This is a genomic window from Streptomyces sp. NPDC126499, from assembly GCF_040302485.1.
Taxonomy (GTDB): Bacteria; Actinomycetota; Actinomycetes; order Streptomycetales; family Streptomycetaceae; genus Streptomyces.
The window spans coordinates 162723-185517 of sequence record NZ_JBEOUO010000003.1 but is presented as its reverse complement, the minus strand read 5'-3'; the positions used below and the strand labels follow the sequence as shown (position 1 = coordinate 185517).

Annotated in this window: 20 protein-coding genes; 9 read left to right on the top strand and 11 right to left on the bottom strand. The window is 72.3% G+C overall.

Going from position 1 to position 22795, the window contains the following annotated elements:
* Positions 1-111 precede the first annotated feature (111 nt).
* The 3 genes from ABTZ91_RS05625 (at position 112) to ABTZ91_RS05615 (ending at position 2360) form a co-directional block, all read left to right on the top strand.
* The gene (locus ABTZ91_RS05625; RefSeq protein ID WP_352075837.1) at positions 112-642 is read left to right on the top strand and encodes an HPP family protein; all 531 of its coding nucleotides are present in this window, start codon (positions 112-114) and stop codon (positions 640-642) included.
* Positions 643-652: 10 nt separating this feature from the next.
* Positions 653-1123, top strand: coding sequence for an NUDIX domain-containing protein (locus ABTZ91_RS05620; protein WP_352075836.1), 471 nt, complete (start codon positions 653-655; stop codon positions 1121-1123).
* A gap of 91 nt (positions 1124-1214) precedes the next feature.
* Positions 1215-2360 carry a serine hydrolase domain-containing protein gene (locus ABTZ91_RS05615; RefSeq protein ID WP_352075835.1) on the top strand — a complete coding sequence of 382 codons (1146 nt, stop codon included), beginning with the start codon at positions 1215-1217 and terminating at the stop codon, positions 2358-2360.
* A gap of 21 nt (positions 2361-2381) precedes the next feature.
* Here ABTZ91_RS05615 and ABTZ91_RS05610 read toward each other — a convergent pair whose 3' ends face one another.
* Both ABTZ91_RS05610 and pepN read right to left on the bottom strand, forming a co-directional pair.
* The gene (locus tag ABTZ91_RS05610) at positions 2382-3215 is read right to left on the bottom strand and encodes a hypothetical protein (RefSeq protein ID WP_352075834.1); all 834 of its coding nucleotides are present in this window, start codon (positions 3213-3215) and stop codon (positions 2382-2384) included.
* Positions 3216-3487: 272 nt separating this feature from the next.
* Complete coding sequence (gene pepN, locus ABTZ91_RS05605) at positions 3488-6037, bottom strand: aminopeptidase N (RefSeq protein WP_352075833.1); 2550 nt, start codon at positions 6035-6037, stop codon at positions 3488-3490.
* 134 nt (positions 6038-6171) lie between these two features.
* On the opposite strand from pepN, the gene ABTZ91_RS05600 reads away from it, so the two are divergent.
* Entirely contained in the window at positions 6172-6807 is a 636-nt protein-coding gene (locus tag ABTZ91_RS05600; RefSeq protein WP_352075832.1) for a DsbA family protein, read from the top strand.
* A 144-nt stretch (positions 6808-6951) separates the two neighbouring features.
* On the opposite strand, the gene ABTZ91_RS05595 is transcribed toward ABTZ91_RS05600, so the two are convergent.
* Positions 6952-7596, bottom strand: coding sequence for a superoxide dismutase (locus tag ABTZ91_RS05595; RefSeq protein WP_352075831.1), 645 nt, complete (start codon positions 7594-7596; stop codon positions 6952-6954).
* Positions 7597-7988: 392 nt separating this feature from the next.
* Here ABTZ91_RS05595 and ABTZ91_RS05590 point away from each other — a divergent pair, with 392 nt between their 5' ends.
* Together ABTZ91_RS05590 and ABTZ91_RS05585 are read left to right on the top strand one after the other, a co-directional pair.
* Positions 7989-9044 carry a terpene synthase family protein gene (locus tag ABTZ91_RS05590; RefSeq protein WP_352075830.1) on the top strand — a complete coding sequence of 352 codons (1056 nt, stop codon included), beginning with the start codon at positions 7989-7991 and terminating at the stop codon, positions 9042-9044.
* A gap of 195 nt (positions 9045-9239) precedes the next feature.
* The gene (locus ABTZ91_RS05585; protein WP_352075829.1) at positions 9240-9473 is read left to right on the top strand and encodes a hypothetical protein; all 234 of its coding nucleotides are present in this window, start codon (positions 9240-9242) and stop codon (positions 9471-9473) included.
* A gap of 118 nt (positions 9474-9591) precedes the next feature.
* Here the strand turns inward: ABTZ91_RS05585 and ABTZ91_RS05580 are convergent, their stop codons facing one another.
* The 5 genes from ABTZ91_RS05580 to ABTZ91_RS05560 form a co-directional block, all read right to left on the bottom strand.
* Positions 9592-10368 carry an ABC transporter permease gene (locus ABTZ91_RS05580; protein WP_352075828.1) on the bottom strand — a complete coding sequence of 259 codons (777 nt, stop codon included), beginning with the start codon at positions 10366-10368 and terminating at the stop codon, positions 9592-9594.
* On the bottom strand, positions 10365-11177 hold the full coding sequence (locus tag ABTZ91_RS05575) for an ABC transporter ATP-binding protein (RefSeq protein WP_352075827.1): 813 nt from the start codon (positions 11175-11177) through the stop codon (positions 10365-10367). The genes ABTZ91_RS05580 and ABTZ91_RS05575 overlap by 4 nt, the downstream gene beginning before the upstream one ends.
* A gap of 215 nt (positions 11178-11392) precedes the next feature.
* A complete protein-coding gene (locus ABTZ91_RS05570) occupies positions 11393-12448 on the bottom strand; it encodes a polyprenyl synthetase family protein (RefSeq protein WP_352075826.1) in 1056 nt (351 codons plus the stop codon).
* Positions 12449-12885: 437 nt separating this feature from the next.
* Complete coding sequence (locus ABTZ91_RS05565) at positions 12886-14319, bottom strand: amino acid permease (RefSeq protein WP_352075825.1); 1434 nt, start codon at positions 14317-14319, stop codon at positions 12886-12888.
* Between the two features lie 273 nt (positions 14320-14592).
* Entirely contained in the window at positions 14593-15969 is a 1377-nt protein-coding gene (locus tag ABTZ91_RS05560) for an amino acid permease (protein WP_352075824.1), read from the bottom strand.
* Positions 15970-16230: 261 nt separating this feature from the next.
* Here ABTZ91_RS05560 and ABTZ91_RS05555 point away from each other — a divergent pair, with 261 nt between their 5' ends.
* On the top strand, positions 16231-16824 hold the full coding sequence (locus ABTZ91_RS05555; RefSeq protein WP_352075823.1) for a biotin transporter BioY: 594 nt from the start codon (positions 16231-16233) through the stop codon (positions 16822-16824).
* Positions 16825-16999: 175 nt separating this feature from the next.
* Here ABTZ91_RS05555 and ABTZ91_RS05550 read toward each other — a convergent pair whose 3' ends face one another.
* Positions 17000-18355: an FAD-binding oxidoreductase gene (locus ABTZ91_RS05550; RefSeq protein WP_352075822.1), complete on the bottom strand. Its 1356-nt coding sequence runs from the start codon at positions 18353-18355 to the stop codon at positions 17000-17002.
* Positions 18356-18461: 106 nt separating this feature from the next.
* On the bottom strand, positions 18462-19922 hold the full coding sequence (locus tag ABTZ91_RS05545) for an amino acid permease (RefSeq protein ID WP_352075821.1): 1461 nt from the start codon (positions 19920-19922) through the stop codon (positions 18462-18464).
* Positions 19923-20128: 206 nt separating this feature from the next.
* Between ABTZ91_RS05545 and ABTZ91_RS05540 the strand changes: the two genes are divergently transcribed.
* Together ABTZ91_RS05540 and ABTZ91_RS05535 are read left to right on the top strand one after the other, a co-directional pair.
* The gene (locus ABTZ91_RS05540; protein ID WP_352075820.1) at positions 20129-20620 is read left to right on the top strand and encodes a ribose-5-phosphate isomerase; all 492 of its coding nucleotides are present in this window, start codon (positions 20129-20131) and stop codon (positions 20618-20620) included.
* A 9-nt stretch (positions 20621-20629) separates the two neighbouring features.
* On the top strand, positions 20630-21439 hold the full coding sequence (locus ABTZ91_RS05535; RefSeq protein WP_352075819.1) for a DNA-formamidopyrimidine glycosylase family protein: 810 nt from the start codon (positions 20630-20632) through the stop codon (positions 21437-21439).
* A gap of 97 nt (positions 21440-21536) precedes the next feature.
* Here the strand turns inward: ABTZ91_RS05535 and ABTZ91_RS05530 are convergent, their stop codons facing one another.
* Complete coding sequence (locus ABTZ91_RS05530; protein WP_352075818.1) at positions 21537-22766, bottom strand: GNAT family N-acetyltransferase; 1230 nt, start codon at positions 22764-22766, stop codon at positions 21537-21539.
* Between the last annotated feature and the right edge of the window lie 29 nt (positions 22767-22795).

Below are 22795 nucleotides of genomic sequence, written 5' to 3'. Positions count from 1 at the left end.
CCGACCGGCGCCCTTTCCCGACGCCTCTCCCGAGCACCGGCCCCGTACCGGAACCGCCCCCGCCGACGCCTTCCCCCCGCCGCCCCGTCTCCCCGACGCCAAGGACCGCCCATGACCACGGCCCCGCCGGCCACCACACCCTCGAAGGCGCCCGCACCCGCGAAGGCCCCCGCGCGCCCCGTCCGCCCCGCCCCGCGCGTTCTGCTCGCCTCCACCGCCGTCAGCGTCACCGCCCTGCTCCTGCTGGTCGCCGTCGGCACCCTCCTCCACGAGCCGCTGCTCATCCCGCCGCTCGCCGCCAGCATGGCCCTCGTCGCGGGCGCGCCCGACCTGCCGCTCGCCCAGCCCCGCTCGGTTGTCGGCGGCCAGCTCCTGTCCGCCCTCACCGGCTTCGGCGTCCTCGCGGTCACCGGCCCCGGCCCCTGGGGCGCCGCCCTGGCCGGCGGCCTCGCCCTCGGCGTGATGGCCGCCGCCCGCACCCCGCACTCCCCGGCCGCGGCGACCGCCGTGATCGTCACCCTCCAGAACCCGCCGTTCTGGTCCTTCCTCGCCCTGCTCGCCCTCGCCGCCCTCCTCCTCGTCGCCACGGGCCTGGCCGGCGCCCGCGCGACGGGCCGCCGCTACCCCGCGTACTGGCTCTAATCTCCCCTCTATGCAGACCGAGTTGAGGGTGGCGGCCTACGCCGTGTGCGTGCGGGACGGCGAGATACTCCTCGCCCGCTGGGTGACGCGCGACGGGCGCAAGCTCTGGACGCTGCCCGGCGGCGGGATGGACCACGGGGAGCTGCCGGTCGAGGCCGTCGTACGGGAGGTCGAGGAGGAGACGGGGTACGTCGCCGAGCCGCTCGCGCTGCTCGGCATCGACTCCATCCGGCGGCCCGACCGGACGACCCGGCTCGGCCGGCCGCTCGACTGGCAGGGCCTGCGGATCCTCTACGAGGCACGGGTCACCGGCGGCGAACTCCGCCCCGAGCAGGGCGGATCCACCGACCTCGCCGCCTGGCACCCCCTGGACTTGGTGCCCTCCCTCGCCCGGGTCGAGCTCGTCGACGTCGGCCTCCAGCTCTGGCGCGACCGGCCGCCCCTGGGCCACTCTCCTCTCTCCGATCCGACGAACGGCTGAAAACGGCTCAACCGTTCGAAGTGTCCTCAACCCGCCGCTCGCCTCCCGTGGTCCTCTCCTGCGACCGCAGCAAACGATCAGGGGAGCCCGTATGTCAGCCGTACGCACCACCCGCACCGTCCTCGCCGCCGCGCTCGTGGCCGGTCTCGCCGCCACCGCGCTCGCCGCCCCCGCCGTCGCCGCCGCCCCGCCGAAGACGGGCCACGCCGCCACCCAGCAGGCCCTGGAGGCGGCCGTGGCGGCGGGCGTGCCCGGCGCGGTCGCGAAGGCCCGCGACGGCAAGGACCGCTGGACCGGCACCGCGGGCGAGCGCAAGGGGAACGACCGCTACCGGGTCGGCTCCATCACCAAGACCTTCGTCGCCACCGTGCTGCTCCAGCTCCAGGCCGAGGGGCGGCTCGACCTCGACGACCCGGTCGAGAAGTGGCTGCCCGGCGTGGTCAGCGGCCACGGCCACGACGGCCGGAAGATCACCGTGCGCCAGCTGCTCAACCACACCAGCGGCATCTACAGCTACACCGAGGACCCCGCCTTCCAGCAGAAGACCTTCGGCCCCGGCTTCCTCCAGCACCGCTACGACACCTGGTCGCCGCAGCGGCTCGTCGAGGTCGCCATGGCCCACGAACCGGACTTCGCGCCCGGGACCTCCTGGAACTACTCCAACACCAACTTCGTCCTGGCCGGCATGGTGATCGAGAAGGTGACCGGCCGCCCCTACGGCAAGGCGGTGGAGAACCGGATCGTCAAGCCGCTCAAGCTCCGCGCCACCAGTGTCCCCGGCACCGACGCCTCGATGCCGAAGCCGCACTCCCGCGCGTACTCGAAGCTCTCCGAGGACCCGGGCGCCACGACCGTCCACGACGTCACCGAGCTCAACCCCTCCCTCGCCCACGCGGCGGGCGAGATGATCTCGGACGGAAACGATCTCCAGACCTTCTACCGCGCCCTGCTGAAGGGCCGGCTGCTTCCGAAGGCCGAGATGCGCGAGCTGACGACCACGCTGCCGGTCTCCGCACAGCACCCGCAGTTCCGCTACGGGCTCGGGATCGCGTGGCAGAAGCTCAGCTGCGGCAAGGAGGTCTGGGGGCACGGCGGCGGCATCCACGGCTCCCTCTCGGAGGCGTACGCCACTCGTGACGGCGAGCACTCCCTCGCCGCGAACATCAACGCCGACTGGACCGGCGACACGCAGAGCGTGATCGAGGCCGAGTTCTGCGGAACGGCCCCGAAGAAGTAGGGGCGTTCGGGGGCGGGGGATTCAGCGGGGCAGGACGACGACGTAGGCGGCCGGCTGCCGGTCGGACGCGGCCATCAGGGCCGTACGGACCACGGTCGCCTGCTGGTCCATCGCCTCGCGCAGCTTGCGCGGGGTGAGGTGGACGACGGTGATGCCGAGCCGCTCCAGGTGCTCGCGCTTGCGCGTGTACTCCGACCACAGCGCGTCGTCGTCCTGCCGCGGCGCCCGGGTGTCCAGCTCCACGGCGACCGCCTGATCCGGCCAGTAGGCGTCCAGGCCGCCCAGGTGCGGGCCGCCCGGCAGCCGCAGGTCCACGTTCCACAGCGGGTCCGGCAGCCCGAACTCGCGCACCATCCGGTAGAGCCGCTCCTCGGCGATCGCCCGCCCCTCGGCGAGCAGCGAGTCCACCGCGTCCACCACGTGCGGGCGGGTGAGCAGCCGGGCGCGGCTCAACTCCCGTACCACCGCGCCGGGTTCGCAGTGGCCGCCGCTGACCGCCTCGGTCAGCAGCCGGCGTACCACGCCCGCGTCGGACAGGGCCGAGACGGCGTCGGCGAGGGCGCGGGGCACCGGGGCCACCGGCAGCGCGTCGATCTCGGTCGGCTGCGGGAGCTCGGCGGTGCGCAGCACCCGGACGCGGCCGGTGGAGCGCAGCCGCCGGGTGCGGGCCACGAGGACGTCGACCCGGTCGATCAGGCCGGGCGGGGGAGCGGAGGCGAAGCGGTGCAGGGAGAGCGCCGCGAGGCCGGTGATCATCGCCTCGCCGCGGACGTGGCGCAGGGCCTCCCGGAACCGGTCGGTGCCGGCGTGGGGGAGGGGGGAGACGGGGGCGGCGTCGGGGGTGTTGTGGTTCATGCCGACGGTCTTCCGTCGTCCGCATCGCGATTAACCGCTGTTACACGCCCGTCGACAATCCGGGACAAGCCCGCACTAAAGTACGCGCGTTCGAGTGCCGATGAACAGCGGTTTCGCCTCCGACGGCCCCGGCCGGGACCACCCTCGCCGACGGCCCCGGTCGGGACTCTCGCCGGGTTCACCGGCCCGGACCTCGGCCAGGGCCTCCCCGCCGGCGCGTACGACGGCCCCCGGCGGAGACGTCCGCCGGGGGCCGTCGTCGTACCGTCAGGTCAGGCCGCGCGCCCGTCGCACTCCTGCGCCCGCAGCGCCCGCGCCAGGTCGTCGCGCGCCTCCAGGACGAGACGGCGCAGCGCCGGGGCGGCCGAGGGGTGGCCGGCCAGCCAGGCGTCGGTCGCCTCCAGCGTCTCGGGACGGTCCTGGAGCCCCGGGAACAGGCCCCGCACCACGTCCATGCCGATCTGGATGGACCGGTCCGCCCAGATCCGCTCGATCACCGCGAAGTACTTCTCCGCGTACGGCGCGATCAGCTCGCGCTGCGAGGGCTGCACGAAGCCCGCGATCGTCGCCTCCACCAGGGCGTTGGACAGCGCGTCCGACTCCACCACCTGCGCCCAGGCCTGCGCCTTGACCGCGGCCGAGGGCCGCGCGGCCAGGCAGCGCACCTGGTGGCGCTTGCCGGTCGCCGTGTCGTCCCGGGCCAGCTCCTCGCCGATCCGCGCCTCGTCGGCGCGGCCGTGCGTGGCCAGCGGCCCCAGGAACGCCCAGCGCAGCTCCTGGTCGACCTCCAGGCCGTCGATCGCGGCCGAGCCGTCGAGCAGGTGCTCCAGGAGCTGGAGGTCGGCCTCCGAGGAGGCGACGGCGGCGAAGAAACGCGCCCAGGTCAGCTGGTGCTCGCTGCCCGGCTCGGCGAGCCGCAGCTCGCGCAGACCGCCCTCGGCGAGCAGCCGCCCGCCTTCGGCCCGCCAGTCCGGCGCCGCGTAGTGGGTGACGGCCGACTGCGCCCAGGCGTGCACCATCTGGAGCACGCCGATGTCGGTCTCGTTCCCCGCGAAGTCGAGGACGACCTTCACGAAGTCGCGGGCCGGCATGAGGCCGTCGCGGGTCAGGTTCCACAGCGCAGACCAGCACAGGGCGCGCGCCAGCGGGTCGGTGATGTCGCCGAGGTGCGCCCGCAGGGTGGCGAGCGAGGTCTCGTCGAAACGGATCTTGCAGTAGGTGAGGTCGTCGTCGTTGACCAGGACCAGGTCCGGCCGCTCGGCGCCGGCCAGTTCGGCGACCACCGTACGGACGCCGGTGATGTCCGCCTCGGCGCGCGCGTAACGGGTCAGCGTGCCGTCCGGGCCCGTCCGGTAGAGGCCGACGGCGGCGCGGTGCGGACGCAGCTCGTCGCCCTCCTGGAGCACGGCGAGCTCGGTGATCCGGCCCTCGGCGTCGTAGGTGACGACCGGGGTGAGGGTGTTGACGCCGGAGGTCTGCAGCCAGGACTTCGCCCAGACCTTCATGTCCCGGCCGGAGGTCTCCTCCAGGACGGCCAGCAGGTCCGCGAGGCGCGTGTTGCCGTACGCGTGGCGCTTGAAGTACCGCCGCGCGCCCTCCAGGAACGCGTCCCGGCCCGCGTACGCCACCAGCTGCTTCAGCACCGAGGCGCCCTTGGCGTAGGTGATGCCGTCGAAGTTGAGCTTGGCGTCCTCCAGGTCACGGATGTCGGCCGTGATCGGGTGGGTGGACGGCAGCTGGTCGGCGCGGTACGCCCAGGCCTTGCGGTTGTTGGCGAAGGTCACCCAGCTGTTGGTGAAGCGGGTCGCCTCGGCCAGCGAGAAGGAGCCCATGAAGTCGGCGAAGGACTCCTTCAGCCACAGGTCGTCCCACCACACCATGGTGACCAGGTCGCCGAACCACATGTGGGCCATCTCGTGCAGGATCACGTTGGCCCGGCGCTCGTACGCCGCCTGCGTCACCTTGCCGCGGTAGATGTACTCCTCGCGGAAGGTGACCATCCCCGGGTTCTCCATGGCGCCGAGGTTGTACTCGGGCACGAACGCCTGGTCGTACTTCCCGAAGGGGTACGGGTAGTCGAAGTTGTCGTGGAAGAAGTCCAGGCCCTGCTTGGTGATCAGGAAGACGTCGTCCGCGTCGAAGTGCTTCGCGAGCCCCTTGCGGCACATCGCGCCGAGCGGGATCTCGATGTCACCGCGCTTGTACGTGTCCGTCACGTAGTGGTACGGCCCCGCCACGACACAGGTGATGTACGTGGAGATCGGCGCCGTCTCGGCGAACCGCCACACCCCGTCGGCGCCCTGCTCGCCCACGCCGTTCGACCAGACCGTCCAGCCCTCGGGCGCGGTCACCTCGAAGCGGTACGGGGCCTTCAGGTCGGGCTGCTCGAAGTTGGCGTAGACCCGGCGGGCGTCGGCCGGCTCGTACTGCGTGTAGAGGTAGACCTCGCCGTCCTCCGGGTCGACGAAGCGGTGCATGCCCTCGCCGGTGCGGCTGTAGGCGCACTGGGCGTCCACGACCAGCACGTTCTCGTCCGCGAGGCCGTCGAGCGCGATCCGCGAGCCGTCGAAGACGGTCGCCGGGTCGAGCGCGCGGCCGTTGAGGGTGACCGCGTTCACCGAGGGGGCGATCAGGTCAGCGAAGGTGCTGTCGCCCTCGCCGGTGCGGCGGAAGCGGATCGTGGTCACCGAGCGGAAGGTGCGCACGTCCTCGGTGGACTCGCCGACCGCCGAACGCAGGTCGAGCGCGACCTCGTACCCGTCGACGGACAGCAGCGCGGCCCGCTCGTGGGCCTCGTCGCGGGACAGATTCTCACCGGGCACGGTCACTCCTTCGTGGCACGTTCGAAACAGCACCGATCCTCCCATGTGGCACTGTCACCCGGAACACGGGAATGCGGTCAGGTGGCCGGGGCGTTGCCCTGCGAGGTGTCCCGATCCACCTTCCGAGGAGTGACATGTCCGAGAGCAGGACCACCGCCGAGTTCTTCTTCGACCCGCTGTGCCCGTGGGCCTGGATGACCTCCCGCTGGATGCTGGAGGTGGAGAAGCTCCGCCCGGTCGACGTGCGGTGGAAGGTGATGAGCCTCGCGGTCCTGAACGAGCACCGGCTCGACGAGGTGTCGCCGGAGTACCGGGAGATGATGGAGACCCAGGCCTGGGGCCCGGTCCGCGTGGTGACCGCCGCCCAGCAGCTGCACGGCGACGAGGTCGTCGGCAAGCTCTACACCGCGCTCGGCACCCGCTTCCACAACAACGGCGAGGGCCCCACCCGCGAGGCCATCGCCGGTGCGCTCGCCGACGTCGGCCTGCCGGCCGAGCTCGTGGAGTACGCGGACAAGGACACCTACGACGCCGAGCTGCGCGCCTCCCACAAGGAGGGCATCGACAAGGTCGGACAGGACGTCGGCACGCCGGTGATCTCCGTCCCCGGCCCGGACGGCGCCGAGATCGCCTTCTTCGGTCCGGTCGTCACCCCGACCCCGCGCGGCGAGGCGGCGGCGCGGCTGTGGGACGGCACGCTGCTCGTGGCGTCGACGCCGGGCTTCTACGAGATCAAGCGCACCCGTACGGCGGCGCCCAGCTTCGAGTAGCCGGCGTCCCGGACCACGTACGGAAGAACCCCCGCGATTCACGTCATCGCGGGGGTTCTTCTTTCATCCGCCTGCCCGGTGAAGGTGGAGAAGACGATCACGAGCAGGAGTCCGACCGGACCCGGGGTGACCGGATCCCGGTGATCAGATGCCGATGAGCGGGGTGCGCCCCTTCGCGTCGGCGTAGCGCTTGCTCACGTCCTGCCAGTTGACGACCTGCCACATGGCGTCGATGAAGTCGACCTTCTGGTTCTTGTACTGGAGGTAGAAGGCGTGCTCCCAGGCGTCGAACACCAGGATCGGGACCGAGCCCTGGCCCACGTTGCCCTGGTGGTCGTAGACCTGCTCGACGATCAGCCGGCCGCTGATCGGCTCGTAGGCGAGGACGCCCCAGCCGGAGCCCTGGGTGGTCGCGGCGGCCTTGGTGAGCTGGGCCTTGAACTTGGCGAAGGAGCCGAAGGACTCGGTGATCGCGTCGGCGAGCTCGCCGACCCCGTCGGCGGCCAGCGGCTCGCCGCCGCCACCGTCCTTCGGGCTGTTCATGTTGTTCCAGTAGATGGAGTGCAGGATGTGGCCCGACAGGTGGAAGGCCAGGTTCTTCTCCAGGCCGTTGATCGCGCCCCACTGCTCCTTGTCGCGGGCCTCCTCCAGCTGCTCCAGCGTGTCGTTCGCGCCCTTGACGTACGCGGCGTGGTGCTTGTCGTGGTGCAGCTCGATGATCTGCGGATTGATCACCGGCTCCAGGGCCGCGTAGTCGTACGGCAGCTCCGGAAGTGTGTAGATCGCCATGTGCCGAGCCCTTCGACGGTGCTTATTGCAAGCTATATGCAAGTGCAGGCTAGCAGCAGGTGCGGGCGATGTTGATCAGTCGGCGGGTCGGTCGATGGTCCTAGGTCGCCGCCCGCCGGGCCGCCCGCCGCCTGTTGCGCCGCCGTGCCGCGCCGACCGCCGCGCCGTCGTGCCGCGTCGCCGGCCGTGTCGGCGCCCGCACCCGTACCGCCGGAAAATCGGCGAGGAATCGTTTTTCTCGGGTCAACCGCACGCCATTCCTTCGCTTTTTCGAGGGGTGCGCGGATAAAACGTGCGAATACTTTTCAGGGGTCGGCCTCCCGCGTCGAGTATGGGGGAGTCCTGTCGCCGCTCCGGAAGGTGTACCGGTTTTGTCTCACTCATTGGCGGGTGTGGAACTCCCGCCCCTCTATTGTCCGCTGGAATCGGCCGTCCACCCGCGGGTGCGGGAAGTGGAGGAACGCGCGGTCGCCTGGATCGGCGAGAGCGGCATGTGTGCCGACGCGGAGGAGCGGGCGTGGGTGGTGGCCACGCACAGCACCGACTTCTTCGGCCGTTTCGCCCCGGTGGCCGACGACGACCGGCTCCTGGCGACCTCGCTGTGGGTCTACTGGGGCTTCGCCTTCGACGACGCCCGCTGCGACAACGGGCCGCTCAGCACCCGCCCCGCCCAGTTCAACGCCCTCGCCGGGGCGGTGCAGCGCGCCGCCGAGGCGCCCACCGCCGTCGACGGCGGCGAGCGGTACATCCCCGCGCTGCAGGACATCATCGGCCGCTTCCGCTCCTTCGGGACCGCCCCTCAGGTACGCCGCTTCCTCGCGGCTCAGCGGGCCTGGCTGTCGGGTGTCGCCTGGCAGATCGGCAACCAGGCGGCGGGCCGGATGCCGGACCTGGACGAGTACCTCGCCATGCGGCTGCTGTCCAGCGGTGGCGAGCCGACCTTCGCCTTGCTGGAGCTGGCGACCGGGGCGGAGGTGCCCGACGCCGAGCTGAACCGGCCCGCGGTGCGCGCGCTGACGGAGATGGCGATCCTGGTCGCGGCCCTGGACAACGATCGCCACTCCCTGCGCAAGGAGCTCTCGCGCGGGCACGCCGACCAGAACGTCTACAGCGTCCTGACCCACCACCGGGACCTGTCCCTGGCCGACGCCGTGGTGGAGGCCGCCCGCATCCGGGACCGGGTGCTGACGCGGTTCCTCACGCTCCTCGACCGGGTCCGCCCGAGCGCCGGCGCGGAGCTCGCCCGCTATCTGGGGGGTCTGTGCCACGGCGTGCGGGGCAACGCCGAGTGGGGGCTGCGGGTGCCGCGGTACCTGAGCCTCGGCCGGGTGCCCGACGCGATGGACGAGGAGCCGCTCGAGTGGGCCGCCGAGCCGGCCGACCGCTCCACGGCGCCGCTGCCCGGCGCTCCCACGGTGGCCTGGTGGTGGGACGAGGATCTCGCCTGAGTGCCCGACTCCCGTCGTACAAAAGAAAGAAATGGGTGGGGGCCGGACGGAAAAAGGGATACGCATATTGATGTTCCAAGTGCGCCGTCCCCCGCCTCCTTCGAGCGAATCGCCCCTCATTTCATCCGGTGGCGGCCGAATCGACGGCTAAGCTCGCCGGTGTTCCCCATTCCGCTCTTTCCAGGAGGAATTTCCATGTCCGTTATTCGTCGTGCGGCTGTCGTCTCCGTGCTGGCGGCCGCACTGGTCACCGGCGCCGCGGGCACGCAGGCTCTCGCCGCCTCCGCGCCGGCCTCGATGGGTGACTTCGACGGCCCGGGCCGGGGCCACGACCGTCCCGTCATGTTCGGGCCGTTCGAGATCCCCAAGAACGGCAACTTCGGCCTGCACTGGGGAGTCTCCAACCGGAGCGGTGGCTTCGGCTTCTGAGGCGGCGGGGCCGCGAGCCGCGCCGAGACGCTGAACGGGCCACCGCCTCGCCGGTGGCCCGTTCAGCGTTTCAGCGTCTCGGTGCCTTGGTGTCTCGGTGTCTCGGCGTCTCAGCGTTTCAGCGTTTCAGCGTGGCGGCGCTGGCGACCAGGACGCCGATGACGCACAGCAGGATCAGCACGGCGTCGCGTACGAAGATCCCGGTGACGCCCTCGTGCGTGGCCGCCTCGGTGGCCGCCTGCACCGCGTACGTCATCGGCATGACCCGGGCCAGGCCGTCGAGCGCGTCGTGCATCTCGGCCCTCGGCACGAACAGCCCGCACACCAGGAACTGCGGCAGCACCCCGGCGGGCAGGAACTGCACGGCCTGGAACTCGTTGCGCGCGAAGGCGCTGACCAGCAGGCCGAGCGCGAGCCCGAGCAGCGCCCCCAGCATGGCGATGACCATGAGGAGATACGCCGGGCCCTTGATGTCGAGGCCGAGCGGGCCGATCGCGAGCAGGGTGGACAGCACGGCCTGGAGCATCGCGAGGAACGCGAAGGCCAGGCTGTAGCCGAAGACGATGTCGAGCCGCTGGACCGGCAGGGTGAGTAGGCGCTCGGCCGTGCCCGAGGTGCGCTCCCGCAGCGTCGAGACCGACGCCACCAGGTACATCACGATGACCGGGAAGATCCCGAAGACCTGCGGGCCCACCCGTTCGAAGCTCTCCTCCGCGTCGCGGAACATGAGCTTCAGCAGGACCATCAGCATGCACGGGATGAGGAGCATCAGGGCGGCGCTGCCCCGGTCCCGGGAGATCTGGAGCAGCACGCGCTGGGCCGTGGCCGCGGTGATGCCGGGGGAGAAGGGAAGGGATCGGCCCCGGAACTGGGGGATCGGCTGATGCGGTGTCACCGTCGACCTTCGGAGGCGAAGAACGGGCCGTCGTGCTGCGGCACGACGTCGCTCATCAGCGGTTGGGGGATGGACTGGGGTGCCGGCCGGGGACGGGCCTCGGCCTGGGCGGCGGTCGCGACCAGGTGCATGAAGGCGGCCTCCACGCTCGCGCGGCCCGTGTGCCGGAGCAGGTCCTCCCGCGTGGCCGCGGCCAGCAGACGCCCGTTGCGCATCAGCAGCAGCCGGTCGCAGCGGTCGGCCTCGTCCATGACGTGACTGGACACGAGCAGGGTCGTCCCGTCCTCGGCGAGCCGGGCGAAGACCTCCCACAGTTCGTGGCGCACCAGCGGGTCGAGCCCCACGGTCGGCTCGTCCATCACGAGCAGGTCCGGCGTGCCCAGCAGGGCGACGGCGAGCGAGACCCGCGAGTACTGGCCGCCGGAGAGCTGGGAGACCAGCTTGTCGGCGTACTCGGCGAGCGCCACCTCCTTGACGACCCGGACCACGGCGTTCTCCCGCCGCCAGCCCCGCATGCCGAGCGCGGCGGCGAAGTACCGGAGGTTCTCCAGGACGGTCAGGTCGGAGTAGACCGAGGGGGCCTGGGTGACGTAGCCGACCCGGCAGGCGAGCGCGGGGGACCCGGCGGGGGAGCCGAGGACCTGCACATGCCCGGCCGACAGCTGCTGGATCCCGACCAGTGAGCGCAGCAGCGTCGTCTTGCCGCAGCCGCTCGGGCCGAGGAGTCCGACGATCGAGCCCTGTGGCACGGAGAAGCTGACGTCCTGCAACAGGACCTGCTTGCCCCGCGTGACGTGCAGGCCGTACACGCTGACAGCCGGAGGGCAGCCGGACACTCCCCGCCCTTTCCTGAATGACGTCGGATCTGGTTCCAGGTCGATTCGGTCGCACCGCTCACGCCCCGGACAGGAGAGTCGGGTGGCACGGCGTCTGCATGGCAACGCCGTGGGCCTGCTGTTGGTTACGCACCCATGGGCCGGTCGGGGACGCTGACTCGGCCGGCCGGGGACGCCGCCGCCGTCGGTCAGTGGTCCCGGCCGGTGAGCAGCAGCGCGAGTTCGTGCAGCTGCCGGTACGCCTCGGCGCTCGGTTCGGCCCGCGCGAGGGCCCGCATGGCCGCCGTCGTCTGCCGCCTGACCTCCTGTTCGGTCCGCTCGCGCCCGCCGGCCCGCTCCACCAGTTCCACCGCCCGGCCGACCTGCGCCTCGGAGAGCGGGCCGGGCTGTTCGAGCAGACCGGCCAGCCGCCGGCCCGCCTCGCCCGGGTCGGCCAGGGCGGCGACCACGGGCAGCGACTTCTTGCGGGCCGCGATGTCGGCGCCGACCGGTTTCCCGCTGCGGTCGGACACGCCCCAGATCCCGAGCAGGTCGTCCACGCACTGGAAGGCCACGCCCAGGCAGCGCCCGAAGTCCCGCAGGCCGTCCACCCGCCGTTCCGGCGCGCCGGAGAGGATGCCGCCGAGCGCGCAGGCGGTGGCCATCAGGGCGCCGGTCTTGCCGGCCGCCATCGCGAGGTACTGGTCGACCTCCACCCGGCGGCGGTCCTCGAAGGCCACGTCCTGGCTCTGGCCCACCATGAGTTCGGCCAGCATCGACAGCATCTCCCGGACGGCGAGGTTCCCGGCCGGGGCGGGGAGCCGGCCGAGGGTGCGCAGGGCGCAGACCAGCAGCGCGTCCCCGGTGAGCACGGCCGCGGGCGTGCCGAACACCGTCCAGGCCGCGGGCCGGTGGCGGCGCAGCCGGTCGCCGTCGATGACGTCGTCGTGCAGCAGCGAGAAGTCGTGGACGAGTTCCACCGCGACCGCGCCGGGCACGGCGTCCTCGGCCGTACCGCCGACGGCCCGCGCCGACAGCAGGACGAGGGCGGGTCTGACGGCCTTGCCGCCGCCGGCCGGACCCGCTGGGACGGGCGTGCCGTCCGCCTCCGTCCAGCCGCGGTGGTAGCCGAGGACCCGCGCCTCGGGCGGCGGTACTTTGCTCAGTTCATCACGCAAAGCCGGAGTCACCAGATCGCGAGCCCAGGTGAGGAGGGGGCGCGCCGCGGCCGACGCGCTCCGGTGGTGCGTCACGGTGGTGTTCATGCGCGACTCCGCATCGGTGCGACGGGGGAAACATGCGTCATGGATCCACCTAATCGAGTCGGCGCCCGCCATGTCGCCTTCACAGCTGCGAAACCGGAAAGATCACCTCAGTAGGGGACCGAGGGTGATCTGCGGATTGTCCACTGGCCCTACCAGCGCGCGCCCCGGCGCACTCGGCGCACGCCGGGCAGGCGCCGGGCAGACGTCCGTCAGGCGCCGGGACGCGAGTCGACGGCCGGATGGGTGGCCGGCCAGGAGCCCTTGGACCGGCTCGTACGCGAGGGACGCCAGGGAAACGAGGTACGCGAGGTCCGCGAGGGACGCCAGGGAAGCGAGGTCCGCGAGGGACTCGAGGGACGCGAGGTCCGTAAGTACGCGAGGAACCCCCCGGACCGGCCCGGTCCGGGGGGTTCCTCGTGGTCGGTCCGGCGGAGGGCTCAGACCTCCTCGGCGACCTCCTCGGCCGTCTTCTCGCGCTTCTTCTGCAGCGCGAAGCCGATCACCGCGAGCAGCAGCGTCAGACCGCCCGTGTAGTAGAGCTGGACCCGGGTGCCCTCCTCACGGGCCATCAGGAAGAAGATGCCCGCCATTCCGGCCAGCGCCACCCAGGTGAGCACCGGGAAGCCCCACATCCTCACGACCAGCTTCTCGGGCGCCTCGCGCTCGGTGCGCCGGCGCAGCACCAGCTGCGAGACCGCGATGAAGATCCAGACGACCAGGATGATCGCGCCGATCGTGTTGAGCAGCCAGATGAAGGCCTTGTCCGGGGACCAGTAGCTGAGCAGCACGCAGCCGAAGCCGAAGACCGAGGACACGAGCACGGCCGGCCGCGGCACGCCGCCGAAGGTGCGGCCGAGCGCCTTCGGGCCCTGGTCGCGGGCCACCAGCGAGCAGGCCATGCGGGAGGCGCCGTAGATGTTGGCGTTCATCGCCGACAGCAGCGCGACCAGGACGACCACGTTCATGATCTGGCCGGCGGCCGGGATGCCCAGGTGATCGAGCGTGGCGACGTACGGGCCCTTGTCGACGACCGCCTTGTCGCCCCACGGGACCAGGGTGACGATGACCGCCATGGAGCCGATGTAGAAGAGCGCGATGCGCCACATCGCCGTACGGACCGCCTTGGCCACGCCCTGCACCGGGTGCTCCGACTCGGCCGCGGCGATCGTGACGGTCTCCAGACCGCCGTACGCGAAGACGGAGGCGAGCAGACCGACGATCAGACCCTCGGAGCCGTTCGGGAAGAACCCGCCCTCGCCCGTCAGGTTCGCCGTGCCCGGGGCGTCGCTGCCCGGCAGGACACCGGCGATGGCGAGGACGCCGACGCCGAGGAAGAGCACGATGGCGCCGACCTTGAGGGCGGCGAACCAGAACTCGAACTCGCCGAAGTTCTTCACCGCCGCCAGGTTCGTCCCGCAGAACACCAGCATGAAGAGGGCCACCCAGGCCCACTCCGGGGTGCCCGGGAACCAGCCCGTCATGATCTTGGCCGCGCCGATGCCCTCCAGGCCGACGGCCACGCACAGCAGGAACCAGAAGGCCCACCCCGCCGTGAAGCCGGCCCACGGGCCGAGCGCCCGCTCGGCGTGGACGGAGAAGGAGCCCGAGGCCGGGTTGGCCGCCGACATCTCGCCCAGCATCCGCATCACCAGCATGACGAGCACACCGGAGATCGCGTACGCGAGGACGATCGACGGGCCTGCCGCGGCGATGCCGGCGCCGGAGCCGACGAAGAGCCCGGCACCGATGACACCGCCGAGGGCGATCATCGACAGATGGCGCTGCTTGAGGCCGTGGGCCAGGCCGCCGACAGGAGCGGCGGCCGCGCCGTCCTTGCGGTCGGCCGGCGCGGGCGCGGTGGTCCGAGACATGGGCGAGCCCTGTTCGCTAGCGGAGACGGGGAGGGTGGCCCACAGTCTGGGGGGCCGTACCGCTCACGGGGAACGGATGTCCGCTATACGGGCACGACCTTCACACAAAGTGAAGATTCCGTAGCGCTTTGTCGGAAAGCCCGCCGGCTCAGCCATCGCCGCCCCGGCTCAGCCATCGCCGCCCCGGCTCGGCCCGCGCCGCCCCGACTCGGCCCGCGCCGCCCCGGCCCCTATGGTCGGCGCGGGCGCCGCGCCACCCGCCGCTCACCCCGCTCAGCCCGCTGGGGCGCCGCGCCGGTCCCGTGCCCACGCCACCGCGAGCACCGCCGCCGTCGCCGCGCCCGACCACAGCACCTGGGGCCGCGCCCCGTCGTCGAGCAGCATCAGCACCAGCACCGCCGCCATCGCGGCCAGCGCCGTCCAGGTCAGCCACGGGAAACCCCACATCCGCAGGGACAGGGTCTCCGGTGCCTCGCGTTCGATCCGGCGCCGCAGCCGCAGCTGCGAGACCGCGATCAGCGCCCACACGAACAGCAGTACCGCGCCGACCGCGTTGAGCATGTAGAGGAAGACCGAATCCGGCCACTTCAGATTGAGCAGGACGGAGACGAAGCCGAACACCACCGAGGCGAGCACCGCCCGGCGCGGCACCCCGCCGGCCGAGACCCTCAGCAGCCCCTTCGGCGCCTCGCCGCGCTCGGCCAGCGAGAACACCATCCGCGAGGAGCCGTACAGATTCGCGTTCAGCGCCGATAGCAGCGCCACGAACACCACCACGTTCATGATCTGCCCGGCCGCCGGTACGCCGATCGCGTCGAGCACCGCCACGTACGGCGACTCGCCCGGCCGCATCGCGGTCCACGGCAGCAGAGTCACGATCACCAGCATCGAACCCACGTAGAAGAAGAGGATCCGCCACACCGCGCTGCGCACCGCCCGCGCCACGTTGCGCGCCGGATCGGCCGACTCGGCCGCCGCGATCGTCACGACCTCCAGGCCGCCGAAGGCGAAGACGACGGCGAGGACCCCGGAGACCACGCCCTCCCAGCCGTGCGGCAGGAAACCGCCCTGCCCGGTCAGGTTGGCCAGGCCCACCGGATCCGTGTCCGGGAGCCATCCCGCGATCGCGAGTGCCCCGAGGACCAGGAACAGCACGATCGCGCCGACCTTGAGCGCGGCGAACCAGAACTCGAACTCGCCGAAGTTCTTCACCGCCGCCAGATTGGCGGCCGTGAACACCAGCATGAACACCAGCACCCAGCCCCACTGCGGGACCCCCGGCACCCAGCCGTGCGCGATCCGCGCCGCGCCCGCCGCCTCCACGGCGAGCACCACCACGAGCAGGAACCAGTACAGCCAGCCCACCGAGAAACCGGCCCACCGGCCCAGCGCCCGTTCCGCGTGCACCGAGAACGCGCCGGAGGCCGGCATCGCCGCCGACATCTCGCCCAGCATCCGCATGACCAGCATCGCCAGCGCGCCCGCGATCAGGTACGAGACGACGATCCCGGGACCGGCGACCGCGATGCCCGCGCCCGAGCCGACGAAGAGGCCCGCGCCGATCACCCCGCCGAGCCCGAGCATCGTCAGGTGACGCTGTTTCAGCCCGTGCGAGAGCGGCTCGGGTTCGGGGGCGAGGGAGTCGGGCATGGAGGAATCGCTCTCGGACGGTTTATGGAGACCCCACAGTCTCTCCAGGGAGGGGCCCGTGGCGCAAAAAGGACCTCCGTGCGGGAGTTCCCAGTGACAAGTGTCACGCTGCGCGGAGCGGCGGACGTGGGCTTTGTTTGATCTCCACGAAGGGCTCACCCCGGGCTTTGTGGGCGGCTGACCGTGATCGGGTGCTCACCCCTGGCATACGGTCGAGCCTGACCGTCCCGTCCCTGTCCCCGTCACCCCTACGGAGTACCGATGAGCACCGCCGCCGCCCCCGTCTCCTCCTTCCGGTCCGGGACGGTTCTCGCCGACCTGATCCCGGCCGGCCGCGTCCGCGACATCGCGCTGGTCGCCGGCGGCGCCGCGCTGACCGGCCTGGCCGCCCAGCTCTCCGTCCTGGTCCCGGGCTCCCCGGTGCCCGTCTCCGGCCAGACCTTCGCCGCGCTCCTCGTCGGCACCGCCCTCGGCGCCCGCCGCGGCTTCCTCGCGCTCGGCCTGTACGCCGTGGCCGGCATGGCCGGCGTGCCGTGGTTCGCGCAGGCCACCTCCGGCTGGTCCATGCCGTCCTTCGGCTACATCCTCGGCATGCTGCTCGCCGCGACCGTCGTGGGCGCCCTCGCCCGTCGCGGCGCCGACCGCTCGGTGCTCCGGATGGCCGGCACCATGGCGCTCGGCTCGGCCGTCATCTACGCGGTCGGCGTCCCCTACCTGGCCCTGGCCACCGGCATGACCCTCGGCCAGGCCGTCGCGGCGGGCCTCACCCCGTTCCTGATCGGCGACGCCCTCAAGGCGGCCCTCGCCATGGGCGCGGTGCCGGCCGCCTGGAAGCTCGTCGGCCGCAAGGGCTGAGCCGGCCGCCCAGCCGAGCCGACCGCCCCAGCCGAGCGGCTGCCCGCTCCGAGCCGGCCGTTCGCGTGGGCTGCCCGCGCCGAGCCGGTCGTCCGCGCCGAGCCGGCCGTCCGCGCCGAGCCGGCCGCAAGGGCCGAGCCTCCTGGCGCCCCGGCCTCCTGCCGCCCTGCCGCCCTCACCGCTTCCCGAACCCCCCGAAGAGGTTCGCCGGGTCGAGTTCCCCCTTGACCGCGGCGAGCCTCTTCGCCGTATCGGCGTCGTACAGACCTTCCGTCCGCCCGCGGTCGCCGAAGACGAAGCCGGCCGCCCGGCCGAGGGTCTGCGGGGCCAGTCCCTCCGTCACGCGCGCGTGCAGCTCCCGGGCAGGCGCCACGCCCTCCTCGTCCAGCGGGTAGAGCGCGCGGACCAGCCAGCCCGCCGCGCGGTACGCGGCCGGGTGCGGCACCGGCGCGTCGGCGGCGAGGGCCCCGCCCAGGTGGTTGAGCTGCACCACCGCCATCCGCCCGGCACCCGGCCCGGTCAGCCGCAGCACCCGGGCGAGCGCGTCCTCGTCGAGGTCGCCGAGGAGGATCCCGTCGCCCCAGTAGGCGTGCGGGAAGTCCGGGTCGGCGTGGATGGTGTGGCTCTCGGCGTACGGCAGCTCCCGCAGCGAGTCGCCGAGCGCGGGCCCGATCGCCCGCAGCGGCGCCACCAGACGCTCGCCCTCGGCCGCCTCGCCGGTGAACGCCACCCGCACCGACAGCACATGGCGGCCGCGCAGGTGCGGCGGCAGCGCGGGCACGTCCGGGTACACGAGGGCGGCGAGCGAGGAGGTCAGCGTCGTCGGCAGCTCCCGCGCCCAGGCCGCGTAGCCGCGCAGCACCTCGGCCGGGTCGGTCACGGCGCCGTCGAAGGAGACCGAGCCGCCGTAGAGCCGGGCCAGGGGCACCAGGCCGATCTCCACGGAGGTGACGACGCCCAGGCCGTGACCGCCGCCGAGGACCGCGCCGAACAGCTCGTCGCCCCGCGCGAGGCGGCGCAGGCGGCCGTCCGCCGTCACCAGGTCGAGCGCGTGGACGTGGCCGGCGGCCCACCCGTACGTACGGCCGAGGATGCCCAGGCCGCCGCCGAGGAGGTAGCCGACCACGCCCACGCCCGGCGAGGAGCCGTTCAGCGGGGCGAGGCCGTGCGGCGCGGCGGCCTCGATCACCTGGCCCCAGCGGGCCCCGGCGCCCACCCGCGCGGTGCGGGCCACCGGGTCGACGACGACCTCGTCCATCCGCCGGGTGTCGATCAGCAGCCCGCCCTCGACGGGACCGCCGCGCCCGTGCCCGGTGGACTGCACGGCGACCGCGAGACCGTGCTCGGCGGCGTGGCGCACGACGGCGGCGACCCCCTCGGGCCCGGTGGGCCGTACGACCCGGTCGGGCCGCACGGCGAAGGCGGTCTGGAACCCGGTGATCCGCTCGGCCGTGAACTGCTCGTCGGTGGTCCGCTCGTCGGTGGTCCGCGCTTCGGTGGTCCGCGCTTCGCTGGTCTGCGCTTCGGACATGGAAAGGCTCTCCGTTCCCGAGGTGGTCGGTGTGCGGAGAGCCTTTCGCGGATACCTGACAGGTGCCGTCAGGTATGGCGCCGGACCGGGATTCCCGTGTCGCGGATCAGACGCGCTCTGTCTCCGGGCGCTTCCGGATGCGGTCCTTGACGAGCCCGATCGCGAGGACGAGCGCGGCCACGAGCAGCGAGAGCACGACCTGCTCGCGGTTGCTGCCGCCGGCGTAGACCATGTAGCCGAGGACGAAGACGATCATGGCGGCGGTGGCCCAGGTCAGGTACGGGAAGAGCCACATCCGCACGACCAGCTTCTCCGGCTCCTCGCGCTGGATGATCCCGCGCATCCGCAGCTGGGTCAGGCAGATGACCAGCCAGACGAAGAGGGCGACGGCACCGGAGGAGTTCAGCAGGAAGGCGAAGACGTCGTCCGGCCGCCAGTAGTTGAAGAAGACCGCCACGAAGCCGAAGACCACCGAGGCGAGGATCGCCGTCACGGGCACGCCGCGCGGGTTGGTGCGGGCGAAGGACTTCGGCGCGTCGCCGCGCTGGCCGAGCGAGAAGGCCATGCGGGAGGCCGTGTAGAGGCCGGAGTTCAGGCAGGACAGCACCGCGGTCAGGACGATCACGTTCATGATCTGGCCGGCGGCCGGGATGCCGATGGAGTCGAGGGCGGCGACGTACGAGCCCTTCTCGGTGATCGACTTGTCGTTCCACGGCAGCAGGGTGAGCACGACGAAGATCGAGCCCAGGTAGAAGACGCCGATCCGCCAGATCACGCTGTTGGTCGCCTTGGTCACGGCCCGCTGCGGGTCCTCCGACTCACCGGCCGCGAGGGTGACGATCTCGCTGCCCATGAAGGAGAAGACGACCATCAGCACACCGGTGAGGATCGCGCCCGCGCCCATCGGGAAGAAGCCCCCGGTGTCGGTGAGGTGGGCGAAGCCCGCGCCCGGGTTGTCCGAGCCCGGCAGCACGCCGAAGACGGCGAGCAGGCCGATGGCGACGAAGGCGGCGATGGCGACCACCTTGATGCCGGCGAACCAGAACTCGAACTCGCCGTACGAGGCCACCGAGCCGAGGTTGGTCGCGGTGAGGACCACCATCACGATGAGCGCCCAGGCCCACTGCGGGACGGCCGGCACCCAGCTCTCCAGGATCACCGCGCCGGCGGTCGCCTCGACCGCGAGCACGACCACCCAGAAGAACCAGTACAGCCAGCCGATGGTGAAACCGGCCCAGCGGCCGAGCGCCTGGTCGGCGTAGGCGGAGAAGGAGCCGGAGGACGGGCGGGCGGCGGCCATCTCGCCGAGCATCCGCATCACGAAGACGACCATGGCGCCCACGAGCGCGTACGACAGGAGGATGGCGGGGCCGGCCGCGGCGATGCCGGAGCCGGAGCCGACGAAGAGGCCGGCGCCGATGACGCCGCCGATGGCGATCATCGACAGGTGGCGGTTCTTGAGGCCGGCCTTCAGGCCGTCGGAGCCGTGGGCGCCGGGGGAGTGCGGGGCGTGACCGGGGTCTCCGGTGCTCCTGCCTTCCTTCGCCAGGGTCGGCTGCGTGTTCATGAACGCTTCCTTCGGTATGTGGGGCTGCTCGGGTCGCGAGCCGGAGACATGTAACCCGGAGACCGATGAGTACGGAAGAGCTGATTCCGGATCGTGATTCAGGACATATCCGTGAGATATGGTCCGGACCAAAGGGACGGAAGTCCCGGACGAAGGTCCCGACCCCGCTGACCGTTACCCCGCCCCGGCCGTGCCACACTCGGAGCATGCGCGTCTACCTCGGCTCCGACCATGCCGGCTACGAACTCAAGAACCACCTCGTCGAATGGCTGAAGGCCCACGGCCACGAGCCCGTCGACTGCGGACCCCACATCTACGACGCCCAGGACGACTACCCGCCGTTCTGCCTGCGCGCCGCCGAGAAGACGGCCGCGGACCCGGACAGCCTCGGCATCGTGATCGGCGGCTCCGGCAACGGCGAGCAGATCGCCGCCAACAAGGTCAAGGGCGTCCGTGCCGCCCTCGCCTGGAGCGAGCAGACCGCCGCCCTCGGCCGCGAGCACAACAACGCCAACGTGATCTCCATCGGCGGCCGCATGCACTCCCAGGAAGAGGCGACCAAGTTCGTCGAGATCTTCCTGTCCACCCCGTACTCGGGCGACGAGCGCCACACCCGCCGCATCGACATGCTGAGCGCGTACGAGACCACCGGCGAGCTCCCGCCGATCCCGGCGCACCACCCGCAGAACGAGGCCTGATCACCGGCCATGCCTGAGGGGCACACCATCCACCGGCTGGCCGCCGACTACCGGGAACGGTTCGGCGGCCGGCCGGTGCGCGTCTCCAGCCCGCAGGGCAAGTTCTCCGACTCCGCCGCCCTGCTCGACGGGGCCGTCCTCACCCGCACCGAGGCCCACGGCAAACACCTCTTCCTGGGCTTCCCCGGCGAGGAGTGGATCCACATCCACCTCGGCCTCTTCGGCAAGGTCGGCTTCGGCGACGCGCCCGCCCCGCCGCCCACCGACACGGTCCGGCTGCGGCTCGCCAACCCCGACGCGTACGTCGACCTGCGCGGACCCACCGCCTGCGCGCTCGTCACCGACGCCGAGAAGCGCGCGATACACGACCGGCTCGGCCCCGACCCGCTCCGCGACGGCGACGGCCCCGACAAGGCGTGGCGGCGGATCTCCCGGTCCCGCACCACCATCGCCGCCCTCCTCATGGACCAGAAGGTCATCGCGGGCGTCGGCAACGTCTACCGCGCCGAGGTCCTCTTCCGGCACGGCATCGACCCGTACCGCGCGGGCAAGGACCTGACCGAGCGGGAATGGCACGCCATCTGGGACGACCTCGTGACGCTGATGCGCGAGGGCGTGCGCCTGAACCGCATCGACACCGTCCGCCCCGAACACACCCCCGAGGCGATGGGCCGCCCGCCGCGCGTCGACGACCACGGCGGCGAGGTCTACGTCTACCGCCGGGCCCACCTGCCCTGCCACATCTGTGGCGGCGAGATCCGCACCGCCGACCTCGCCGCCCGCAACCTCTTCTGGTGCCCGACCTGCCAGAACGCCTAGCGGGTCCCGTCGGAGTGCCCGGCAGGCCCTGTCGAAGTCCTGGCAGGCCCCGCCGAGATCCCCGGCGGGCCCTGCCGGCACGCCCAGCGGGTCCCTCCTAGAACCCGTGCGGCAGCCACGGGGCGACCGGCGAGCCGAACGCGACGGACGCCTCCACCAGCGCCCCCTCGCGCAGCTCCCGCACCCGCCCCGCCGCCGCCAGCGACAGAAGCGACACCCCGCCCAGATACGCCGAGCCCAACTCCCTTACGGACAGGGCAAGATCGGCGGCATCCTCGGTGCGGACGCAGACCCCGCCCTTCGCGTCACCGGTCAGCCGCCAACGCCCCTCGTTCCACGGGCAGAACGCGTCCTCGACCTCGAACACCACGTCCACCGGCGCCTGGTACGTCCGCGCCGCGAGCGCCTCGCCCACGTCCACGAGCCGGACGAACAGCCCCTCCCGCAGCGTCGGCTCACAGCGCCGGACGTCCGACACCAGGTGCTGCCAGCCGTCGTCCACCGGGCGGCTGTGGAACTCCACCCGCGAGGTCAGGTCCACCGAGCACAGGAACCGCCACAGCGCCGCCTCCGCCACCGGGTCGAGCCCCGCCAGCTGGTGCGCGACGACGGACCCCTCCGGCCCCGCCCAGGACCACTTCGGCCGGATCGCGTACTGCGCGTACCCCACGACCCCGCCGTCCCGCTCCGCGAGCACGAACCGCCGCGGCCCCGCGCCCTCCCGCTGGTCCGGCGGATCGATCAGCGCCAGCCGCTCCCAGCCCGGCCGCCTCTCCAGCATCCCCGGCCGGCCGGGCACCAGACGCGCGTACACCGCCTCGACCGCCGCCAGCGCCTCCGCCGGCGTCACCACCCGCAGCGCCACCTCGTCCGTGCCCTCCGGCACCGCGAGCCGCACCCGGGTCGTGTCGATCGCCGCCCGCACCGCGTGCGTGGCCACCCCGTAGCCGAACCGGCCGTAGATCTCCGGCTCCGAGGCCGTCAGCACCGCGAGCGGCTCGCCCCAGCTCCGTACGTCGTCGAGCTGGCGCCGCATCATCGACGTGAGGATCCCGCGCCGCCGGTGCGTCCCGGCCACGCTCACCATCGTCACCCCGGCCGCCGGCACCGCGGCCCCGCCCGGCACCGTCAGCCGGAACGTGAACGCCCCCGCCGTACCCACGCAGCGGTCCCCGTCCCAGACGCCCACGGAACGCTCGTGCTCGGTCAGCTCCTGCCAGAGCTCGCGCTCCTCGGCCGCCTCCGGAACACCCCCGAACGCGAACTCCAGCACCCCGTACCAGTCGTCCCACGCGGCAGGGTCCAGGACCCGCAGTTCAGTCGTCATATGCCATCGATATCAGCGCCCCGCGGACC

Coding starts and splice junctions, on each gene's coding strand:
- ABTZ91_RS05560 (WP_352075824.1), bottom strand. CDS start 15,969: ATGCCCGACTCCCTCGCCCCCGAACCCGAGCCGCTCTCGCACGGGCTG.
- ABTZ91_RS05550 (WP_352075822.1), bottom strand. CDS start 18,355: ATGTCCGAAGCGCAGACCAGCGAAGCGCGGACCACCGAAGCGCGGACC.
- ABTZ91_RS05565 (WP_352075825.1), bottom strand. CDS start 14,319: ATGTCTCGGACCACCGCGCCCGCGCCGGCCGACCGCAAGGACGGCGCG.
- ABTZ91_RS05570 (WP_352075826.1), bottom strand. CDS start 12,448: ATGAACACCACCGTGACGCACCACCGGAGCGCGTCGGCCGCGGCGCGC.
- ABTZ91_RS05620 (WP_352075836.1), top strand. CDS start 653: ATGCAGACCGAGTTGAGGGTGGCGGCCTACGCCGTGTGCGTGCGGGAC.
- ABTZ91_RS05595 (WP_352075831.1), bottom strand. CDS start 7,596: ATGGCGATCTACACACTTCCGGAGCTGCCGTACGACTACGCGGCCCTG.
- ABTZ91_RS05545 (WP_352075821.1), bottom strand. CDS start 19,922: ATGAACACGCAGCCGACCCTGGCGAAGGAAGGCAGGAGCACCGGAGAC.
- ABTZ91_RS05610 (WP_352075834.1), bottom strand. CDS start 3,215: ATGAACCACAACACCCCCGACGCCGCCCCCGTCTCCCCCCTCCCCCAC.
- ABTZ91_RS05535 (WP_352075819.1), top strand. CDS start 20,630: ATGCCTGAGGGGCACACCATCCACCGGCTGGCCGCCGACTACCGGGAA.
- ABTZ91_RS05615 (WP_352075835.1), top strand. CDS start 1,215: ATGTCAGCCGTACGCACCACCCGCACCGTCCTCGCCGCCGCGCTCGTG.
- ABTZ91_RS05600 (WP_352075832.1), top strand. CDS start 6,172: ATGTCCGAGAGCAGGACCACCGCCGAGTTCTTCTTCGACCCGCTGTGC.
- ABTZ91_RS05625 (WP_352075837.1), top strand. CDS start 112: ATGACCACGGCCCCGCCGGCCACCACACCCTCGAAGGCGCCCGCACCC.
- ABTZ91_RS05585 (WP_352075829.1), top strand. CDS start 9,240: ATGTCCGTTATTCGTCGTGCGGCTGTCGTCTCCGTGCTGGCGGCCGCA.
- ABTZ91_RS05540 (WP_352075820.1), top strand. CDS start 20,129: ATGCGCGTCTACCTCGGCTCCGACCATGCCGGCTACGAACTCAAGAAC.
- ABTZ91_RS05555 (WP_352075823.1), top strand. CDS start 16,231: ATGAGCACCGCCGCCGCCCCCGTCTCCTCCTTCCGGTCCGGGACGGTT.
- ABTZ91_RS05530 (WP_352075818.1), bottom strand. CDS start 22,766: ATGACGACTGAACTGCGGGTCCTGGACCCTGCCGCGTGGGACGACTGG.